Below are 15817 nucleotides of genomic sequence, written 5' to 3'. Positions count from 1 at the left end.
AGGATACACCAGGCGCATGGCGGAACCGTGTCCCGCCGGGCCCGGCGATGAGCGAAGCCAGGGTGAAACGGCCCCGCCGCGACGGCGGAGTGTGGAATCATCCTAACCGATTACGCGGGCAAAAGCGCTCGCTGGCAAAAAAGTCGCGGGTGGGGTTTTCGCCGAGATGCCGCGGTCACCCGGCCGGCTTGCAGCGCGCGAGCAGCGCTTCGAGCGCGCGGTCCGGCATGCCGCTTTCGCGCAGCGCGTGCACGGTGCGGCTCACGTAATCGAAGGTCGTGCCGTAGCGGCCGCTCGCGCAGCCCAGCACGGTCTGGATGATGTCGTCGCGCAACTTGCCGGTGTAGCTCGGCACGTCGCGGCGCATCACGAATGCGAGCGCGTCGACGCGCCGGCCGTCCGCGAGCACGCACGGCAGCCACGCGGGACGGTACGAGCCCATCGGCATTTCGCGGCGCCACAGTGCTTCGAGATGCGGCCTCGAGCCATCGGCCGCGAGCCGGAAGGCCATGCCGGTGCACGAGCCGCCGCGATCGAGCGCGAGCACGAGGCCGGGCTGCTCTGGCGTGCCGCGATTGACTCGCGACCACAGATAGAGGCCGCGGTGATAGCCGTGCACCTTCGAGCGCATCGCCTCGACGGCCGGCAGGCCCGGGTTCCAGATCAGCGAGCCATAGCCGAACAGCCACAGATCGCTTTGGCGGTCCCAGCCGCGCAACGTGGATTCGAGCGACGCGCGCAGTTCATCGTCCGTCAGGAGCCGCGAGTCGCCGAGCACCGGCGGGTAGTCCGGACAGCGCACGGGGATATCGGCTTCGGGGGACGGAGTGCTCACGGTGGGTTCGGGCGGGCTGGCGTCGAGGAGGGGCGGAACGCCTATTGGTAAGGGTCCGGAAAGCCGAGCTTGCCGAGGATTTCGGTTTCGATCGCCTCCATTTCCTCGGCTTCTTCTTCGACCTCGTGGTCGTAGCCCTGTGCATGCAGCGTGCCGTGCACGAGCAGGTGCGCGTAATGCGCGGCGAGCGGCTTGCCCTGCTCGGCGGCTTCCTTCTCGACCACCGGGCAGCACAGAATCAGATCGCCCGTGACCGGATCATCTTCCGATTCGGCATAGGCGAAGGTCAGCACGTTGGTCGCGTAATCCTTGCCGCGATAGGTGCGATTCAGCGTGCGGCCTTCTTCGGCGTCGACGAACCGAACCGTCAGTTCGCCGTCCGCGAACAGCGCCGCCTTGATCCAGCCGGCCACCGTCGCGCGCGGCAGCAGCGCCTTGTGTTCCGGCCAGGCTTTGGCGGCGGGGAATTGCAGGCTCAACGTCAGTTTCGGGGTGCGGCTCATGCGGTTTCTATGCGTGGCATTCCTGGCTCAGTCGTTTTTTTTTTGCGGCGAGGCGACGCGGGCCTCGCGCTGCGAAGCGCATCGCTTTAGCGCGGATCGACCGCGGCCGGCGACTTCTGCGCATGCGCATCGTACGCCTCCACAATTCGCGCGACCAGCGGATGCCGCACCACGTCCGCGCTCGTGAAACGCGTGAGCGCGATGCCGCGCACGTTCGCGAGCACCTGCTGCGCTTCGATCAGCCCGCTCTTCTGGCCGCGCGGCAGGTCGACCTGGGTCGTGTCGCCGGTGACGACCGCCTTCGAGCCGAAGCCGATTCTCGTGAGGAACATCTTCATCTGCTCGGGCGTGGTGTTCTGCGCCTCGTCGAGGATGATGAACGCGTGATTCAGCGTGCGGCCGCGCATGTATGCGAGCGGCGCGATTTCAATCATCTGCCGCTCGAACATCTTCGCGGTTTTGTCGAAGCCGAGCAGGTCGTACAGCGCGTCGTAGAGCGGGCGCAGATACGGATCGACTTTCTGCGCGAGATCGCCCGGCAAAAAGCCGAGCCGCTCGCCCGCCTCGACGGCCGGGCGCGTCAGCACGATACGCTTGACCTGGTCGCGCTCGAGCGCGTCGACCGCGCAGGCCACCGCGAGATAGGTCTTGCCGGTGCCGGCGGGGCCGACGCCGAACGTGACGTCGTGCGACACGATCTGCTTCAGGTACTCGCGCTGCGCCGGCGTGCGGCCGCGCAGATCCGCGCGTCGCGTGTACAGCTTCGGGCCGTATTCCTCGAAGTCGTCCTCGCTCGCAGTGGCGTCGGCGGGCTGGTCGAACGGGTGGTCGGGATTGCCGGCGAAGTGCGCGTCGACGGTGTCGCCATTGCCATTGCCGTTGCCATTCGAACGATGACGCACCGGATTACGCGCTTCGACGAGCGCAAGCTGGATGTCGTCGACCGACAAAGGCTCGCGCGCGTTGTTGTAGAAGTTTTCGAGCGCGGTGAGCGCGAGTTTCGCGCCGCGCCCGCGGATCGCGATGCGGTGGCCGCGGCGCTGCAGGGTCACGTCGAGGGCCTGCTCGATCTGCCGCAGATTTTCGTCGAGCGGTCCGCAGAGGTTGGCGAGCCGCGCATTATCTTCGCGCGGTGCGGTGAATTCCAGAGGCTGCTGAGTGGTCTTCAAGGCGGTGAGTCGATCCTGTCGGTTGCGGTACTCAGAATGTCGTTCAATGCGTCGTCGCGGCGCTGTCGTCGTGAACCATCACGAGTTCACCACGCAGCGAGTGCGGATACGCGTGCACGATCTTCACGTCGACCATCCGACCGATCAGCCGTGCATGCGACGCGACCGGCGCCGGGAAATTGACGACGCGGTTGTTCTCGGTGCGGCCCGCGAGCTCGTTTGGGTCCTTGCGCGCAGGGCGCTCGACCAGAATGCGTTCGACCTTGCCGACCATCGCGTCGCTGATGCGCCGCACGTTCTCTTCGATCGTGGCCTGCAGATGTTGCAGGCGCTTGAGCTTAACCTCGCGCGGCGTGTCGTCGTGCAGGTTCGCGGCCGGTGTACCGGGACGCGGGCTGTAGATGAACGAGAAGCTCGTGTCGTACTTCATCTCTTCGACGAGCGTCATCATCTTCGCGAAGTCTTCCTCGGTCTCGCCGGGGAATCCGACGATCATGTCCGTCGACAGCGACAGGTCCGGGCGAATCGCGCGCAGCTTGCGGATCACCGACTTGTACTCGAGCACGGTGTAGCCGCGCTTCATCGCCATCAGGATGCGGTCGGAGCCGTGCTGCACCGGCAGATGCAGGTGGCTGACGAGCTTCGGCACCTTCGCGTAGGTGTCGATCAGGCGCTGCGTGAACTCCTTCGGATGCGACGTCGTGTAGCGGATCCGTTCGATGCCGGGGATGTCCGCGACGTATTCGATCAGCGTCGCGAAGTCGGCGATCTCGGTCGAACCCACGGTCAGCGCGCCGCCGAATTTTCCACGATAAGCGTTCACGTTCTGGCCGAGCAGCGTGACTTCGCGCACGCCCTGGTCGGCGAGGCCGGCGATTTCGGTCAGCACGTCGTCGAGCGGACGCGACACTTCCTCGCCGCGCGTGTACGGCACGACGCAGTAGCTGCAGTACTTGCTGCAGCCTTCCATGATCGACACGAACGCGCTCGGACCTTCGACGCGCGCCGGCGGCAGGTGATCGAATTTCTCGATTTCGGGAAACGAAATGTCGACCTGCGCGCGGCCGCTCGCGCGGCGTTCGTCGATCATCTGCGGCAGGCGGTGCAGCGTTTGCGGACCGAACACGATATCGACGTACGGCGCGCGCGCGACGATCGATGCGCCTTCCTGACTCGCGACGCAGCCACCCACGCCAATGATCAGATTCGGATTCGCGTCCTTCAGCTCGCGTACGCGGCCGAGGTCGGAGAAGACTTTTTCCTGCGCTTTTTCGCGCACCGAGCAGGTATTGAACAGGATCACGTCGGCGTCTTCCGGCGTGTCGGTCTTGACGAGCCCTTCAGCGGCACCGAGCACGTCGACCATCTTGTCGGAGTCGTACTCGTTCATCTGGCAGCCAAAGGTCTTTACATAAACTTTCTTGGTCATCGAATTTCGCCGGTCTCAGTGGTTAACCTGGGGGCGTCGTAAAAAGGTGAAGGAGGCCGCGGCGCGGGGCAGCGCGGCGCGTGATGGCCGGCTTGCGCGTGTCTTTGCAGCGTAACTGCATATTATAGCCCTTCACGCAACGGGGGTTTCGGCGCTCATTGGCCGGTCCGGCGGCAGTCCCAGCAGGCTTTCCAGTTCATCCGACACCTGCGCGAAGCGCTCGGCGAGGAAATCGAGCAGCACGCGCACGCGCGGCGCCATGAAGCGATTGCGGTGATACAGCGCGTGCAGCGGCGCATCGGGGTAGCGCCATTCCGGCAGCAGGATCTTCAGGCGGCCGGCGCGCAGGTCCGCTTCCACGTCCCACATCGATTTGATCGCGATACCGTAGCCGCGCAGCGCCCATTCGCGCGCGACCGCGCCGTCGTTGGTTTCGCGCGCCGCTTCGAACGGCACGCTGTAGTGCTGCACCTCGTCACCGCGCGTGAAGCGCCATTCGCTGGCCGGCCCCGATGCGGTGCCGAGCACGATGCAGTCGAAATTGGCGAGGTCGAGCGGGTCCTTCGGCTCGCCGCGACGCCCGACGTATTCCGGTGATGCGCACAGCACCCGCCGGTTCGGCGCGAGCCGGCGCGCGACCAGCGAGCTGTCCTGTGGCACGCCGAAGCGGATCGCCAGATCGATGTCCTCCTGCACGAGATTGGCCAGCGCATCCGACAGCGTCAACGCGAACGTCACGTCCGGGTACAGCGCGTTGAATTCGTCGAGCCAGTGCATCAGCAGGTTGCGGCCGAAGTCCGAGGTCGCCGACACCCGCACCTTGCCGCGCACGACGCCCTGGCCCGCTTGCAGCGCGGCTTCGGCGTCGTCCAGCGATTGCAGCGCCTGGCGGCAGCAGTTCAGGTAGAGGCGGCCTTCGTCGGTGAGCCGTAGCTGCCGCGTGGTGCGCTCGAACAGGCGCGCTTTGAGCCTCGCTTCCAGTTTCGCGAGCCGCGCGCTCGCCGCGGCGGGTGTCAGGCCCATCTTGCGGCCCGCCTTCGACAGGCTGCCTTGCTGCGCCGCTTCGACGAAGAGGCGGATGTCGCCGAGGTTATCCATCGCTGGCTTTCAAGCAGAATTTGAAAATGCTTCAAACGCTACGCCAATTATCAAATTTGCGTCGCGCCGCGACAATGCAGCCGTCGACACCTCCGCTGCTGTCCTTCGTCATGCAACTCGATCACGCGACCATCGTCACCGCCGACCTCGATTCCGCCCGACGTTTCTTCGTCGACATCGTCGGGCTCATCGAAGGCGCGCGCCCGCCGTTTTCCGTCGACGGCTACTGGCTGAACGCAAGCGGCCGCCCGGTAGTGCATCTGATCGCCGCGCCGGCTTCCGGCGCGGCGGGCCGCGTCATGCCGCGCATCGATCACAACGCCTTTCGGCTCGATAGCGCCGGCGAATGGCAAGCGTTGCTCGAGCGGCTCGACGCGCACGACATCGGCTATCAAACCGCGCAGGTGCCGGCGAGCGCCGTGCAACCGGAGCAGCAGCAGCTGTTCGTCGCGCTCGCGCCGGGCGTCGTCATCGAATTCGTGACGGCGGCGCGCCAGCTCTTTCAACCCAAACCCTGATCCCACCTCATTCCCGGAGCGGAAAAATGCCCATTCCATTACTCGCGCTCGCGATTAGCGCATTCGCCATCGGTACGACCGAATTCGTCATCATGGGCCTGTTGCCCGAAGTGGCGCGCGATCTGGCCGTGTCGATCCCGTCCGCGGGCCTGCTCGTCAGCGGCTATGCGCTCGGCGTCGCGGTCGGCGCGCCACTGCTCGCGGTAGTCACGAGCAGGATGTCGCGCAAGTTCGCGCTGCAGCTGCTGATGGGCGTGTTCATCGTCGGCAATGTGTTGTGCGCGGTGGCGCCGGGCTATTCGGTGCTGATGATCGCGCGCGTCGTGACCTCGTTCGCGCACGGCTCGTTCTTCGGCATCGGCGCGGTGGTCGCGGCCTCGCTCGTGCCGGCCGAAAAGCGCGCGAGCGCGATCGCGCTGATGTTCACGGGCCTAACGCTCGCGAACGTGCTCGGCGTGCCGTTCGGCACCTTCATCGGCCAGCAGTTCGGCTGGCGCGCGGCGTTCTGGATCGTCAGCGGCTTCGGCGTGCTGTCGCTCGCGGGCATCAGCGCGCTGGTGCCGAACCGCCACGACACCGGCCCCGCCGGCCTCGCCCACGAAGTGCGCGTGCTGCAAGACCCGCAAGTGTGGAGCGCCCTCGCGATGACGGTGCTCGGCTTCGGGGGCGTGTTCGTCGTGTTCACCTATATCGCGCCGATCCTCGAGCAGGTGAGCGGTTTTTCGCCGCGCGGCGTGACGCTGATCCTCGTGCTGTTCGGCGTGGGCCTGACGGTCGGCAACATGGTCGGCGGCAAGCTTGCGGACCGCGCGCTGATGCCGTCGCTGATGGGCATTCTCGCCGCGCTCGCGGTCGTGATGGCGATCTTCGCGCGCACCAGCCATTCGCAAGCGGCTGCCGCGATCACGGTGTTCGTGTGGGGCATCGCGGCGTTCGCGACGGTGCCGCCGTTGCAGATGCGCGTGGTCGAGAAGGCCGCCGCCGCGCCGAATCTCGCGTCGACACTGAACATCGGTGCGTTCAACGTCGGCAATGCGGCGGGTGCTTGGCTCGGCGGTCTCGTGATCAATCACGGTCACGCGCTCGATACCTTGCCGTGGGTCGCGACCGCGGTCAGCGTCGCCGCGCTGCTGCTGACGTGGTTCGCGGCGCGCATGGATGCGCCGGCGCGCGCGCTCGCGCAAAGCGCGTGAGTCGTCAGTTGCTTGCCTCCGCAATGCTGATAACAGTGTGAAGATAACTTCGTTGGGTGCGGCGAAAGCCGATGCTATCTTGCTTCCACTTACTGCTCTTGCGCCACCTGGCGGCGCTCTGGAGGCCAATATGCATTCCCCGCTCGCGCTGGTCCGCGATCCGTCTGCCGATGCCGACACCGACGCGGCGCCGCGCTCCGCCGAACCCTTCGATGCGCTCGAACAGCTGGTCGGCGTGAATCTGGCGCGGCTGCGCGCCGAACGGCAGCTTTCGCTCGATGCGCTGGCGCGCGCGTCAGGCGTATCGCGCGCCATGCTCGCGCAGATCGAATCGGCGCGCAGCGTGCCGTCGATCAAGGTGCTGTGCAAGGTGGCGGCGGCACTGAAGGTGTCGGTGGCGGCGTTCCTGCGGCGTCACGCGACCAATGGCTTCGAGCATCTGCCGGCCGAGCGCTCGGCCCGCGTGGTCAGCGCGAACGGTCGCTACTCTGCGCGGCCGCTGTGTCCCGACGACGAGTCGATCGCCGCCGAGTTTCACGAACTGCGGATCGCCCCGCTACATACCGAAGCGGGCGTGCGCCGCGCGCCTGGCACGACGGTGAATCTGGTGGTCAGCGACGGTACGCTCGAAGTCAGCGTGCACGACCAGCGTCAACTGCTCGCGACCGGCGACGCGATCGTGTTCGACGCCGACCAGCCGCACAGCCTGCGCAATCCCGGCGACACCGAGGCGCGCGCGTTTCGCGTGACGCTGCGGGCTGAGACGCCGCCGCGCTGGGAAGTGCCGGCCGCGGGCGGCGCACGCGACGAAGCCGCACGCGAAGGTGTGCCGGGTTGAGAATCGACGGCGTCCGAGGTTCAAGCGCGGGTCAGGGCGTCGATGCAGGTCCAATGCAGTGAGTAGGATCTTTGTTCGTCGCGCTGCAGCGCTCGCGCGACTGTTGTATGCTTCGCCCGCCGGTCGAACCGGCAATCAGTGCGTCTTCAGGGCGGGGTGAAATTCCCCACCGGCGGTGGGCCGGCAGCGCGACAGCGCGAGCCGGCAAGCCCGCGAGCGCCCGCATCGCTTGGCCTTCGGAATAGCGGAGACAGGAGCGGGGTCAGCAGATCTGGTCAGAAGCCAGAGCCGACGGTCATAGTCCGGATGGAAGAAGATGTGCAGATGGTCATGTGCGTTCCGCGACGCCGCCTGTAGCCGGGTGGCGTATCAGCGTCCGCTTTCGCGCGGCGCCTGGGCGGCGCGTGTCAGTCTGTTTGCAATGCCCTGAAACGTCTCTCGCCCAACTTTTGCGATGAGCGTTTCAACCATGTCCTTTGCTACTTTTCCCGCTCCGTCGACGATTGCAGACGATGCTTTCGCCGATCTCCCGCTGCTTGCCACCGAAGCCGTTCCGCCGCGTATCGCCGCCGCCTTGCAGGCGCTGCGCGAGGGCCGCGCCGTGGTGCTGCAGGACGACCACGACCGCGAGAACGAAGCCGATCTGATCGTCGCGGCCGAGCGCCTGTCGGTCGAAACGATGGCGCTGCTGATCCGGGAATGCAGCGGCATCGTCTGCCTGTGCCTGCCCGACGACAAGATCCGCGCGCTCGAACTGCCGCCGATGGCCGTCAACAACGAAAGCCGCCACGGCACCGCGTTCACGGTGTCGATCGAAGCGCGCGAAGGCGTCAGCACCGGCGTGTCCGCGCAGGATCGCGTGACCACGATCCGCGCCGCGATCGCCGATACGGCCAAACCCGCCGACATCGTGCGCCCCGGCCACGTGTTCCCGCTGCGCGCGATGCCGGGCGGCGTGCTGGCGCGGCGCGGCCACACCGAAGGCACCGTCGATCTGGCGATTCTCGCGGGCCTGAAGCCGGCCGGCGTGCTGTGCGAACTGATGAACGCCGACGGCACGATGACGCGCGGCGCGGACGTCGAGCGCTTCGCCGCGCAACATGATCTGCCGATGCTGACGATCGCCGAGCTGGTCGAGTTTCGCGAGTCGCTCGCGCAGGTGCGCGAGGGCGCGATGGCCGAGGCTTGACGGGCCATCCATCGAGCGGCACGCGATGCCATGACGCAAAAAGCCGGTTCTTCTTCCGAAGAACCGGCTTTTTATCGGCGTTGCGCAAAACCGCTACGACTGCACCACGCCGAATTCGCCGCGCACGCCCGCCTCGATGAGCGCCGGCAGTTCATCCATATGCTTGATGATTCGCGTGATACCCATCGCGCGCAGCGCATCCGCGTAGCCTTCCGGAATATGGCTCGCGCCGACGAACGCGATCGTCTTCATGCCGGCCGCGCGCGCCGCATTCAAACCCGCGACGCTGTCCTCGACGACGAGGCAACGCGCCGGCACGACGCCAAGCGTCGTGGCCGCAAACAGATAGACGTCCGGATACGGCTTCGGCCGCGCGACCTGCTCGGCGCTGAACACGCGCTCGCCGAAAATCTGCTGCAGACCCGCGCGCCGTACCGATGCGGCGACGCGCGACATACGGCTGTTCGACACGACCGCAGCCGGCAGCGTCACGCGTTGCAGCGCGTCGCGCACGCCGTGGATCGGACCGAGCGACGCGGCGAGCGCGAGCTCGACGTGGTGCTCGATCGTGTCGAGGAAGTTCACAGGCAGCGTGATGTCGAACCGCGTTTCGAGGCCGGCGAGAAAGCGCGAGGTTTGCTGGCCGAACGCGGTTTTGACGACGGGGGCGAAATCGATGCCGCGGAAGGTGGCCGTCAGCGTGTCGAACATCACGCGATCGGCGATGACTTCACTGTCGACGAGCACGCCGTCGCAGTCACAGATGAGGTGGTCGATCATGCCTGAAAAACGGTAAGCGCAAAGCGCGCGGGCGGCGGGTTGCGGGCCCGCGACCTTACGGCGTATCGGCCCAGGCCTTCGCCGCGCGGATCGCGCGCTGCCAGCCATCGAGGCAGGTCCTGACCTCCGCATGCGGTAGCGCCGGGGTGAAGCGGTGCTCGAGCTTCCACTGGCTTTTCAACTCGTCGATGTCCTTCCAGTAGCCCACCGCAAGACCGGCCAGATAGGCGGCGCCGAGTGCGGTGGTCTCGGACACCTGGGGGCGCACCGTGTCGACGCCGAGGATGTCGGCCTGGAACTGCATCAGCAGATTGTTCGCGCAGGCGCCGCCATCCACGCGCAACTCGCCGATGCGAATGCCCGAGTCGGCTTCCATCGCCTTCAGCACGTCGAGCGATTGATAGGCGATCGAATCGAGCGCCGCGCGCGCGATATGCGCGGAGGTCGTGCCGCGCGTGACGCCGAACAGCGTGCCGCGCGCATGCGCGTTCCAGTGCGGCGCGCCGAGGCCGGCGAACGCGGGCACGAGATACACGCCGTCGCAATGCGGCACGCCGCGCGCGAGCGTTTCGATTTCCGCCGCGTTCCTGATGATGCCGAGGCCGTCGCGCAGCCACTGCACCACGGCGCCGCCGATGAAGATGCTGCCTTCGAGCGCGTAGTCGATACGCTCGCCGATCTGCCAGGCGATCGTCGTGACGAGATTGTTGTTCGATTCGATCGGTTTGGCGCCCGTGTTCATCACGAGGAAGCAGCCGGTGCCGTAGGTGTTCTTGACCATGCCGGACTCGGTGCACATCTGGCCGAATAGCGCGGCGTGCTGATCACCGGCGATGCCCGCGAGTGGAATCTTCGACGCGAACACGGTGGTCACCGTCGGCCCGTACACCTCCGACGACGGCCGCACTTCCGGCAGCATGCTGCGGGGAATGTCGAGCGCGGCGAGCAGTTCGTCGTCCCACTTCAGGGTGTGGATGTTGAACAGCATCGTGCGCGACGCGTTGGTCACGTCGGTGACGTGCAGCGCGCCCTTCGTGAAATTCCACATCAGCCAGCTATCGACGGTGCCGAACGCGAGCCGGCCCTGACGCGCTTTTTCGCGCGCGCCTTCGACGTTGTCGAGAATCCAGCGGATTTTGGTCGCCGAGAAATACGAGTCGATCGGCAAGCCGGTCTTCGCGCGCACGCTCGCTTCGAGACCCTGCGCTTTCAGGTCGTCGCAGAAATCGGCGGTGCGGCGGTCCTGCCAGACGATCGCGTTGTAGATCGGATGGCCGGTTTCGCGATCCCACACGATCGTGGTTTCGCGCTGGTTCGTGATGCCGATCGCCGCGATCGACGTGCCGTTCATGCCGGCTCGCGTGACCGCTTCGGCGGCGACGCCGGCCTGCGTCGACCAGATTTCCTGCGGATCGTGCTCGACCCAGCCCGGGTGCGGGTAGATCTGCTGGAATTCCTTTTGTGCGGTCGACACGACGTTGCCGCGCCGGTCGAACAGCATCGCGCGCGAGCTGGTGGTGCCTTGGTCAAGCGCGAGAACGTACTGATCCAGCATTGTCTCTTCTCCATGCATGTTACGGATCGCCGGATTGCTGGCCGGCGATGCGAGCGGCGTGTTGTTGTGAGCGGGCCGCCATAGTGTGAGGGCGCGTGCCGGTGTCGTCCAGCCGAAGCTGCGGTGGGGCCGGCCCGGGACGCGCGGATGGTGTGCGCCGTTTCTACGGGCTCGCGCCGTTTGCTTCACCCGGCATTGGCGCCGCGTTGTGTTTGCCGCCGCTTTTGTCGGGGAATGCCAGTTTGCCCGGCGGGGCCGCCTACGCGCTCTGCCGGGCCGGTTCGCGCGCGAACCACGCGTCGATATCGCGCGTAACCTCATCGAGCGTGCCCGGCTCGACGTGCAGGCCGAGCTTCGAGCGCCGCCACAGCACGTCCTGCGCGGTGCGCGCCCATTCGGTATCGCGCAGATAAACCAGCTCGGCTTCGTGCAGTCCCGGCGCGAACTCGCGACCGAGCTCGGCGCGCGAGCGCGCGAGGCCGATCACGCGATTCGCGCGCGTGCCATACGCGCGCGCGAGCCGATGCGCGAGCGACGCCGGCAGCCACGCATGCTCGCGCGAGAACTCACCGAGGAAGCGATTGAAGTTCGCCTGTGCGATGTCGCCGCCCGGCAGCGGCGCGTCGACGGTCCACGCGGACCCGCAGTGGCGCAGCGCGTCGGTGAGCGTATCGACGGCCTGCTCGGCGAGCTTGCGAAACGTCGTGATCTTGCCGCCGAACACCGACAGCAGCGGCGCCTGTTCCGCGGGCGCGTCGAGTTCGAGCGAGTAGTCGCGCGTGACCGCCGACGGATTGTCCGCGTTCTCGTCCTCCAACAGCGGGCGTACGCCCGAATAGCTCCAGCGCACGTCGGCCGGCGAGATCTTCTGCCTGAAGTAGCGGTTGATCGAATCGCACAGATACTGCGTTTCGTTGGCGTCGATCGCGACTTGCGACGGGTCGCCGCGATATTCGAGGTCGGTGGTGCCGATCAGCGTGTAGTCGTGCTCGTAGGGAATCGCGAAGATGATCCGCTTATCGGCGTTCTGGAAGATGTACGCGTGGTCGTGCTCGAACAGGCGCCGCGTGACGATGTGGCTACCCTTGACGAGCCGCACGCTATGCGCCGATGGCCGGCCGAGCGCGCCCTTCAGCAGCTCGCCGACCCACGGGCCCGCCGCGTTCGCGATCGCGGCGGCGCGCACGTCGAGCGTCGTGCCGTCCGCGCGTTGCAGTTGCGCGCGCCACTCGCCGCCGGCGCGCTCTGCGTTGACCAGCTTCGTGCGCGTGAGGATCGTCGCGCCGCGCTCGTGCGCGTCGAGCGCGTTCAGGACGACGAGGCGCGCGTCGTTGACCCAGCCGTCCGAATAAACGAAGCCGCGCTTGATCGTTTCGACGAGCGGCGCGCCGGCCGGATGCCGGCTCATCACGATGCCGCGCGAGCCCGGCAGCAGCTCACGTTTGGCCAGATGGTCGTACAGGAACAGACCCGCGCGGATCAGCCAGGCGGGGCGCAGATCCGGCATATGCGGCATCACGAAGCGCAGCGGCCAGATGATGTGCGGCGCCGCGCGCAGCAGCGTCTCGCGCTCCTGCAGCGCCTTGCGCACGAGCCCGAACTCGCGGTACTCGAGGTAGCGCAGGCCGCCGTGGATCAGCTTGGTACTCGCCGACGAGGTGTGCGCGGCCAGATCGTCCTGCTCGCACAGCAGCACCGCCAGGCCGCGGCCGGCCGCGTCGCGGGCGATGCCGGCGCCGTTGATCCCGCCACCGACGACGAGCAAATCGTATTTCGTGCCTTGCGTCACCTGGTGAGCCTCTGCATCGAATCTGGGAGTAAGTTGGAAAGCCAATTGAACGAATCATGTTCGTTTTCGAACTTTAATGAACATATTCGAAAAAGTAAAGTTCGCTTCGACCCGAGCGAGCCTGGGTCGGATGGCACGGAGTGGCGCAACGCGCGACCGCGGACGATACTCTCGGTAGCAGCCATTTCGAGGTGATGTATGCGTGGACTTTTGATGATCGGCGCGGCGGCGCTGCTGGCGGGATGCGTGAGTACGCCGAGTCTGGAAGGGACGAGGGGCGCAACGTCGTTCGAGGCGTTGCAGAAGATGTGCTCGCCGCAAACCGTCGACTACGGCAGCGACGCGCAGATCGTCTATGAGACGTTCTTCGATGCCTATGTGGCGAACCGGCGCGGCCGGCTGTCGAACGACGACTTCTGCGCGTTCCAGGCATCGATCGCGCAGCGCCATGCGAGCGAGGCGACGAGCAGCGATCCGAAGGTGCGCAACCAGTGGGTCGAGTTCTTCAACGAGCAGCGCGCAAGGGCGATCAGCTGGCGTGCGAGTGCCGATCCGACCTTGCGTAGCGGGTAAGCAGCAGCGGGTTGACCGGCGCACCGGTTCACTTGTGCGGCGCCAACGCTCCGCGCCACAGCATGCGCAAAATCTGCGCGAACACGGCTTCACGTGATGGCTGCGGCGCTCCGTCGCCGGCGGAATCCGCCTGTTGCGCGGCCGACGGCGGTAGCTGGTTCGCGAGCGAGAGCATCGTGAAGCCGTGCAGGCTCGTCCAGTACGCATAGCCGATCAGGCGCGGATCGCCTTCGAGAATACCCGCCTCGACGAGCCGCTCGAAGTGCGCTTCCAGCAGACGCCACGCGCGCTGCGACGCCGCGGCCAGTTCAGGGTAAGCGCCTTGCTGTTGCGGCGTCTGATCGAACATCAAACGGTAGGCGTGCGGTTCATCGAGCGCGAAGTCGACGTAGGCCCGGCCGACGGCGCTGTGATCGATGGCGGGGGCGTTCGCGGGGATGCCGCGCGCGGCCGCTTCGAGGCGCGCGGCGAAGCGGTTGAACGCGGCGGCGCGGACCATCGCCAGAATTTCTTCCTTGTCGCGGAAATAGCGATACGGTGTCATCGCACTGCAGCCGAGCTCCTTCGCCAGCTCGCGCATCGTCACGCCTTGCGCGCCGCGGGTCGCAAATGCGTTTTCCGCGACGCGTCGCATGGCTTCGCGAAACTGCTGGATGTCGTCGGCGGAGAGCGTCTTGGGCATGCGCGAGGGCGGGGAAGTCCGTCGCGTGAATTTACTGTGTAAATGAGATGCGCACAACAAAGGGCCGCGAAGGCGGCCCGCTGTCAGGGGAATTGAACGATACGAGACCGGTAGTCGCGAGCGAAGCGCGCGGCGCATCCGCCAAGGCGGCGCGGATACGCCGCCAACGGCTCTCGGATCGAACGACAGGGAATCTCAGGAAAAACGTTTGATGGCCCGCAATGCGGTGTCGCCGGTTTCGGTCACGCGCCATTCTTCGTTGCCCGATGCGAGGCGCTCGAGTTGCACCAGTTGGCGTTCGAGCAACGCATCGAGTTCTTCTCGGCCCATTTCGACCTGGTTGGGGGCGTCCTTGACGAGCAACAACGTGGCGAATTCATGCGGACTCAGCATCGTTCTCTCCATGTCAGCAAATTGCGGACAACCTTGCAGTCGACCGGCAGGCCGGGGCGGGGTCCGCTAAAGGATCAGGGCGGGAGGTACGGCTTACACGACAGATTCATACAACCGACGCCGTGCGAAACTCGCAACGCACGTTGGGGAACTGGAGTGTAGGCGAGCACCGATGAAACGCCAACCCGGTCCTCGTAAATTTTCCATTTGACAATTGGCCGCGCGATAGGCGGTCCGGCCCCGCGGCCGAATTCTTGATTTCACGCGAGGTTTCGCGTGCACCGCAGCATGGCGGAGATCGCCTGGAATTATCCGGCGATATAGATTTGACAATTCGCGGCGCTCAGCGCCTCGGCCATGTCGGCGGCCGGCGCGGCGTCGGTGAACAATGCGTCGATCTGCTCCAGATGTCCCTGGCGAACTAGCGCCGGGCGGCCAAACTTTGAGTGATCGGCGGCGAGGAACACGGTGCGTGCGTGCTCGATGATCGCCTCGGCGACACGCACTTCGCGCGTGTCGAAATCGCGCAGCGTACCGTCCGTTTCGATGCTCGACGTGCCGATGATCGCGAAATCGACTTTGAACTGCCGGATGAAGTCGATCGCCAGTTCACCGACGATGCCCTTATCCCACGGCCGCACGATGCCCCCCGTCACCAGCACTTCGCAATCCGGGTAGCCGCTCATCATGCTAGCGACGTTCAGATTGTTCGTGATCACGCGCAGTCCACGGTGGCGGTTCAGCGCGCGTGCTACTTCCTCGGTGGTCGTGCCGAGGTTGATGAAGAGCGATGCCTGATCGGGAATGTGAGTGGCGACTAGCGCCGCGATGCGTCTTTTCTCTTCATGAAACATGCGCTGGCGCGCGGTGTAGGAGACGTTCTCGGAACTGGTCGGCAGACTGGCGCCGCCGTGATAGCGGCGCAGCAGATTCATATCGGCGAGCCAGTTGACGTCGCGGCGGATCGTCTGCGGGGTGACGTCGAAGTGGCTCGCGAGGTCGTCCACAGTCACGAAGCCGTCGCGTTGCACCCACTCCAGCAATTCCTGTTGCCGGGCGTTGAGAGTCAGGCGGGGGTCTCGTGTCATGTGTCTCGGGTGGTGGCTGTCGTGTCGGCGTGCTCCGTCGCGATCATCAAGCGGCTGGCAGGAAGCCCGCCGTCGACGAGCGCGATTGCCGCTATTGTAAGACCATCGCGCCCCATGTCCGCCAACTGGCGCAATCCGCTGGAACTCGCCGGGAACGCTCCGGACCTGCTCGAACCTTCATTCAG

General features: G+C 66.0%; 16 protein-coding genes and 1 riboswitch. Of the genes, 5 read left to right on the top strand and 11 right to left on the bottom strand.

The window, feature by feature from the left end; translation table 11 throughout:
- Nucleotides 1-175 precede the first annotated feature (175 nt).
- From OKW41_RS37845 to OKW41_RS37825, 5 genes are all read right to left on the bottom strand, one after another.
- Entirely contained in the window at nt 176-835 is a 660-nt protein-coding gene (locus tag OKW41_RS37845; RefSeq protein WP_429451665.1) for a gamma-glutamylcyclotransferase, read from the bottom strand.
- 41 nt (nt 836-876) lie between these two features.
- Nucleotides 877-1338 carry an rRNA maturation RNase YbeY gene (gene ybeY, locus OKW41_RS37840; protein WP_018421765.1) on the bottom strand — a complete coding sequence of 154 codons (462 nt, stop codon included), beginning with the start codon at nt 1336-1338 and terminating at the stop codon, nt 877-879.
- Nucleotides 1339-1424: 86 nt separating this feature from the next.
- Complete coding sequence (locus tag OKW41_RS37835) at nt 1425-2507, bottom strand: PhoH family protein (RefSeq protein ID WP_429451663.1); 1083 nt, start codon at nt 2505-2507, stop codon at nt 1425-1427.
- A 43-nt stretch (nt 2508-2550) separates the two neighbouring features.
- Nucleotides 2551-3936, bottom strand: a complete 1386-nt coding sequence (gene miaB / locus OKW41_RS37830; RefSeq protein ID WP_429575701.1) for a tRNA (N6-isopentenyl adenosine(37)-C2)-methylthiotransferase MiaB — start codon at nt 3934-3936, stop codon at nt 2551-2553.
- Between the two features lie 132 nt (nt 3937-4068).
- Nucleotides 4069-5034 (bottom strand): LysR family transcriptional regulator, encoded by a 966-nt coding sequence (locus tag OKW41_RS37825; RefSeq protein WP_429451660.1) that lies wholly within the window; start codon nt 5032-5034, stop codon nt 4069-4071.
- Between the two features lie 110 nt (nt 5035-5144).
- On the opposite strand from OKW41_RS37825, the gene OKW41_RS37820 reads away from it, so the two are divergent.
- The 4 genes from OKW41_RS37820 to ribB all read left to right on the top strand — a co-directional run bounded on the left by OKW41_RS37820 (nt 5145) and on the right by ribB (nt 8772).
- A complete protein-coding gene (locus tag OKW41_RS37820) occupies nt 5145-5552 on the top strand; it encodes a VOC family protein (RefSeq protein ID WP_429451659.1) in 408 nt (135 codons plus the stop codon).
- A gap of 26 nt (nt 5553-5578) precedes the next feature.
- Nucleotides 5579-6745: an MFS transporter gene (locus OKW41_RS37815; RefSeq protein WP_429575700.1), complete on the top strand. Its 1167-nt coding sequence runs from the start codon at nt 5579-5581 to the stop codon at nt 6743-6745.
- Between the two features lie 130 nt (nt 6746-6875).
- A complete protein-coding gene (locus tag OKW41_RS37810; protein ID WP_429575699.1) occupies nt 6876-7583 on the top strand; it encodes a helix-turn-helix domain-containing protein in 708 nt (235 codons plus the stop codon).
- A gap of 138 nt (nt 7584-7721) precedes the next feature.
- Nucleotides 7722-7905, top strand: a riboswitch (FMN riboswitch).
- Between the two features lie 147 nt (nt 7906-8052).
- Entirely contained in the window at nt 8053-8772 is a 720-nt protein-coding gene (ribB, locus tag OKW41_RS37805) for a 3,4-dihydroxy-2-butanone-4-phosphate synthase (protein WP_176078967.1), read from the top strand.
- 93 nt (nt 8773-8865) lie between these two features.
- On the opposite strand, the gene OKW41_RS37800 is transcribed toward ribB, so the two are convergent.
- The 3 genes from OKW41_RS37800 to glpD form a co-directional block, all read right to left on the bottom strand.
- A complete protein-coding gene (locus tag OKW41_RS37800) occupies nt 8866-9552 on the bottom strand; it encodes an HAD family hydrolase (RefSeq protein ID WP_429575698.1) in 687 nt (228 codons plus the stop codon).
- 55 nt (nt 9553-9607) lie between these two features.
- Nucleotides 9608-11107, bottom strand: a complete 1500-nt coding sequence (glpK, locus tag OKW41_RS37795; RefSeq protein WP_184022960.1) for a glycerol kinase GlpK — start codon at nt 11105-11107, stop codon at nt 9608-9610.
- Between the two features lie 259 nt (nt 11108-11366).
- The gene (glpD, locus tag OKW41_RS37790) at nt 11367-12896 is read right to left on the bottom strand and encodes a glycerol-3-phosphate dehydrogenase (RefSeq protein ID WP_429451651.1); all 1530 of its coding nucleotides are present in this window, start codon (nt 12894-12896) and stop codon (nt 11367-11369) included.
- A 198-nt stretch (nt 12897-13094) separates the two neighbouring features.
- Here glpD and OKW41_RS37785 point away from each other — a divergent pair, with 198 nt between their 5' ends.
- Nucleotides 13095-13469: a hypothetical protein gene (locus OKW41_RS37785; RefSeq protein WP_429451650.1), complete on the top strand. Its 375-nt coding sequence runs from the start codon at nt 13095-13097 to the stop codon at nt 13467-13469.
- A 28-nt stretch (nt 13470-13497) separates the two neighbouring features.
- Here the strand turns inward: OKW41_RS37785 and OKW41_RS37780 are convergent, their stop codons facing one another.
- The 3 genes from OKW41_RS37780 to OKW41_RS37770 form a co-directional block, all read right to left on the bottom strand.
- The gene (locus tag OKW41_RS37780; RefSeq protein WP_429575697.1) at nt 13498-14151 is read right to left on the bottom strand and encodes a TetR/AcrR family transcriptional regulator; all 654 of its coding nucleotides are present in this window, start codon (nt 14149-14151) and stop codon (nt 13498-13500) included.
- 195 nt (nt 14152-14346) lie between these two features.
- Nucleotides 14347-14544 carry a hypothetical protein gene (locus OKW41_RS37775; RefSeq protein WP_018421753.1) on the bottom strand — a complete coding sequence of 66 codons (198 nt, stop codon included), beginning with the start codon at nt 14542-14544 and terminating at the stop codon, nt 14347-14349.
- Nucleotides 14545-14852: 308 nt separating this feature from the next.
- Nucleotides 14853-15632 carry a DeoR/GlpR family DNA-binding transcription regulator gene (locus tag OKW41_RS37770; protein WP_429575696.1) on the bottom strand — a complete coding sequence of 260 codons (780 nt, stop codon included), beginning with the start codon at nt 15630-15632 and terminating at the stop codon, nt 14853-14855.
- Nucleotides 15633-15817 lie beyond the last annotated feature (185 nt).

The sequence above is a fragment of the Paraburkholderia sp. UCT70 genome (assembly GCF_050434085.1).
In the GTDB taxonomy this organism is placed as follows: Bacteria; Pseudomonadota; Gammaproteobacteria; order Burkholderiales; family Burkholderiaceae; genus Paraburkholderia; species Paraburkholderia tuberum.
Note: the sequence above shows the minus strand (reverse complement) of the source record. Positions and strands in the feature narration are given on the sequence as shown.

Excerpts from the sequence above, each read along its gene's own strand:
- OKW41_RS37815 (WP_429575700.1), top strand. The coding sequence starts at position 5,579 with ATGCCCATTCCATTACTCGCGCTCGCGATTAGCGCATTCGCCATCGGT.
- OKW41_RS37775 (WP_018421753.1), bottom strand. The coding sequence starts at position 14,544 with ATGCTGAGTCCGCATGAATTCGCCACGTTGTTGCTCGTCAAGGACGCC.
- OKW41_RS37785 (WP_429451650.1), top strand. The coding sequence starts at position 13,095 with ATGCGTGGACTTTTGATGATCGGCGCGGCGGCGCTGCTGGCGGGATGC.
- miaB (WP_429575701.1), bottom strand. The coding sequence starts at position 3,936 with ATGACCAAGAAAGTTTATGTAAAGACCTTTGGCTGCCAGATGAACGAG.
- ribB (WP_176078967.1), top strand. The coding sequence starts at position 8,053 with ATGTCCTTTGCTACTTTTCCCGCTCCGTCGACGATTGCAGACGATGCT.
- OKW41_RS37825 (WP_429451660.1), bottom strand. The coding sequence starts at position 5,034 with ATGGATAACCTCGGCGACATCCGCCTCTTCGTCGAAGCGGCGCAGCAA.
- OKW41_RS37810 (WP_429575699.1), top strand. The coding sequence starts at position 6,876 with ATGCATTCCCCGCTCGCGCTGGTCCGCGATCCGTCTGCCGATGCCGAC.
- ybeY (WP_018421765.1), bottom strand. The coding sequence starts at position 1,338 with ATGAGCCGCACCCCGAAACTGACGTTGAGCCTGCAATTCCCCGCCGCC.
- OKW41_RS37780 (WP_429575697.1), bottom strand. The coding sequence starts at position 14,151 with ATGCCCAAGACGCTCTCCGCCGACGACATCCAGCAGTTTCGCGAAGCC.
- OKW41_RS37770 (WP_429575696.1), bottom strand. The coding sequence starts at position 15,632 with ATGACACGAGACCCCCGCCTGACTCTCAACGCCCGGCAACAGGAATTG.
- glpK (WP_184022960.1), bottom strand. The coding sequence starts at position 11,107 with ATGCTGGATCAGTACGTTCTCGCGCTTGACCAAGGCACCACCAGCTCG.
- OKW41_RS37820 (WP_429451659.1), top strand. The coding sequence starts at position 5,145 with ATGCAACTCGATCACGCGACCATCGTCACCGCCGACCTCGATTCCGCC.
- OKW41_RS37800 (WP_429575698.1), bottom strand. The coding sequence starts at position 9,552 with ATGATCGACCACCTCATCTGTGACTGCGACGGCGTGCTCGTCGACAGT.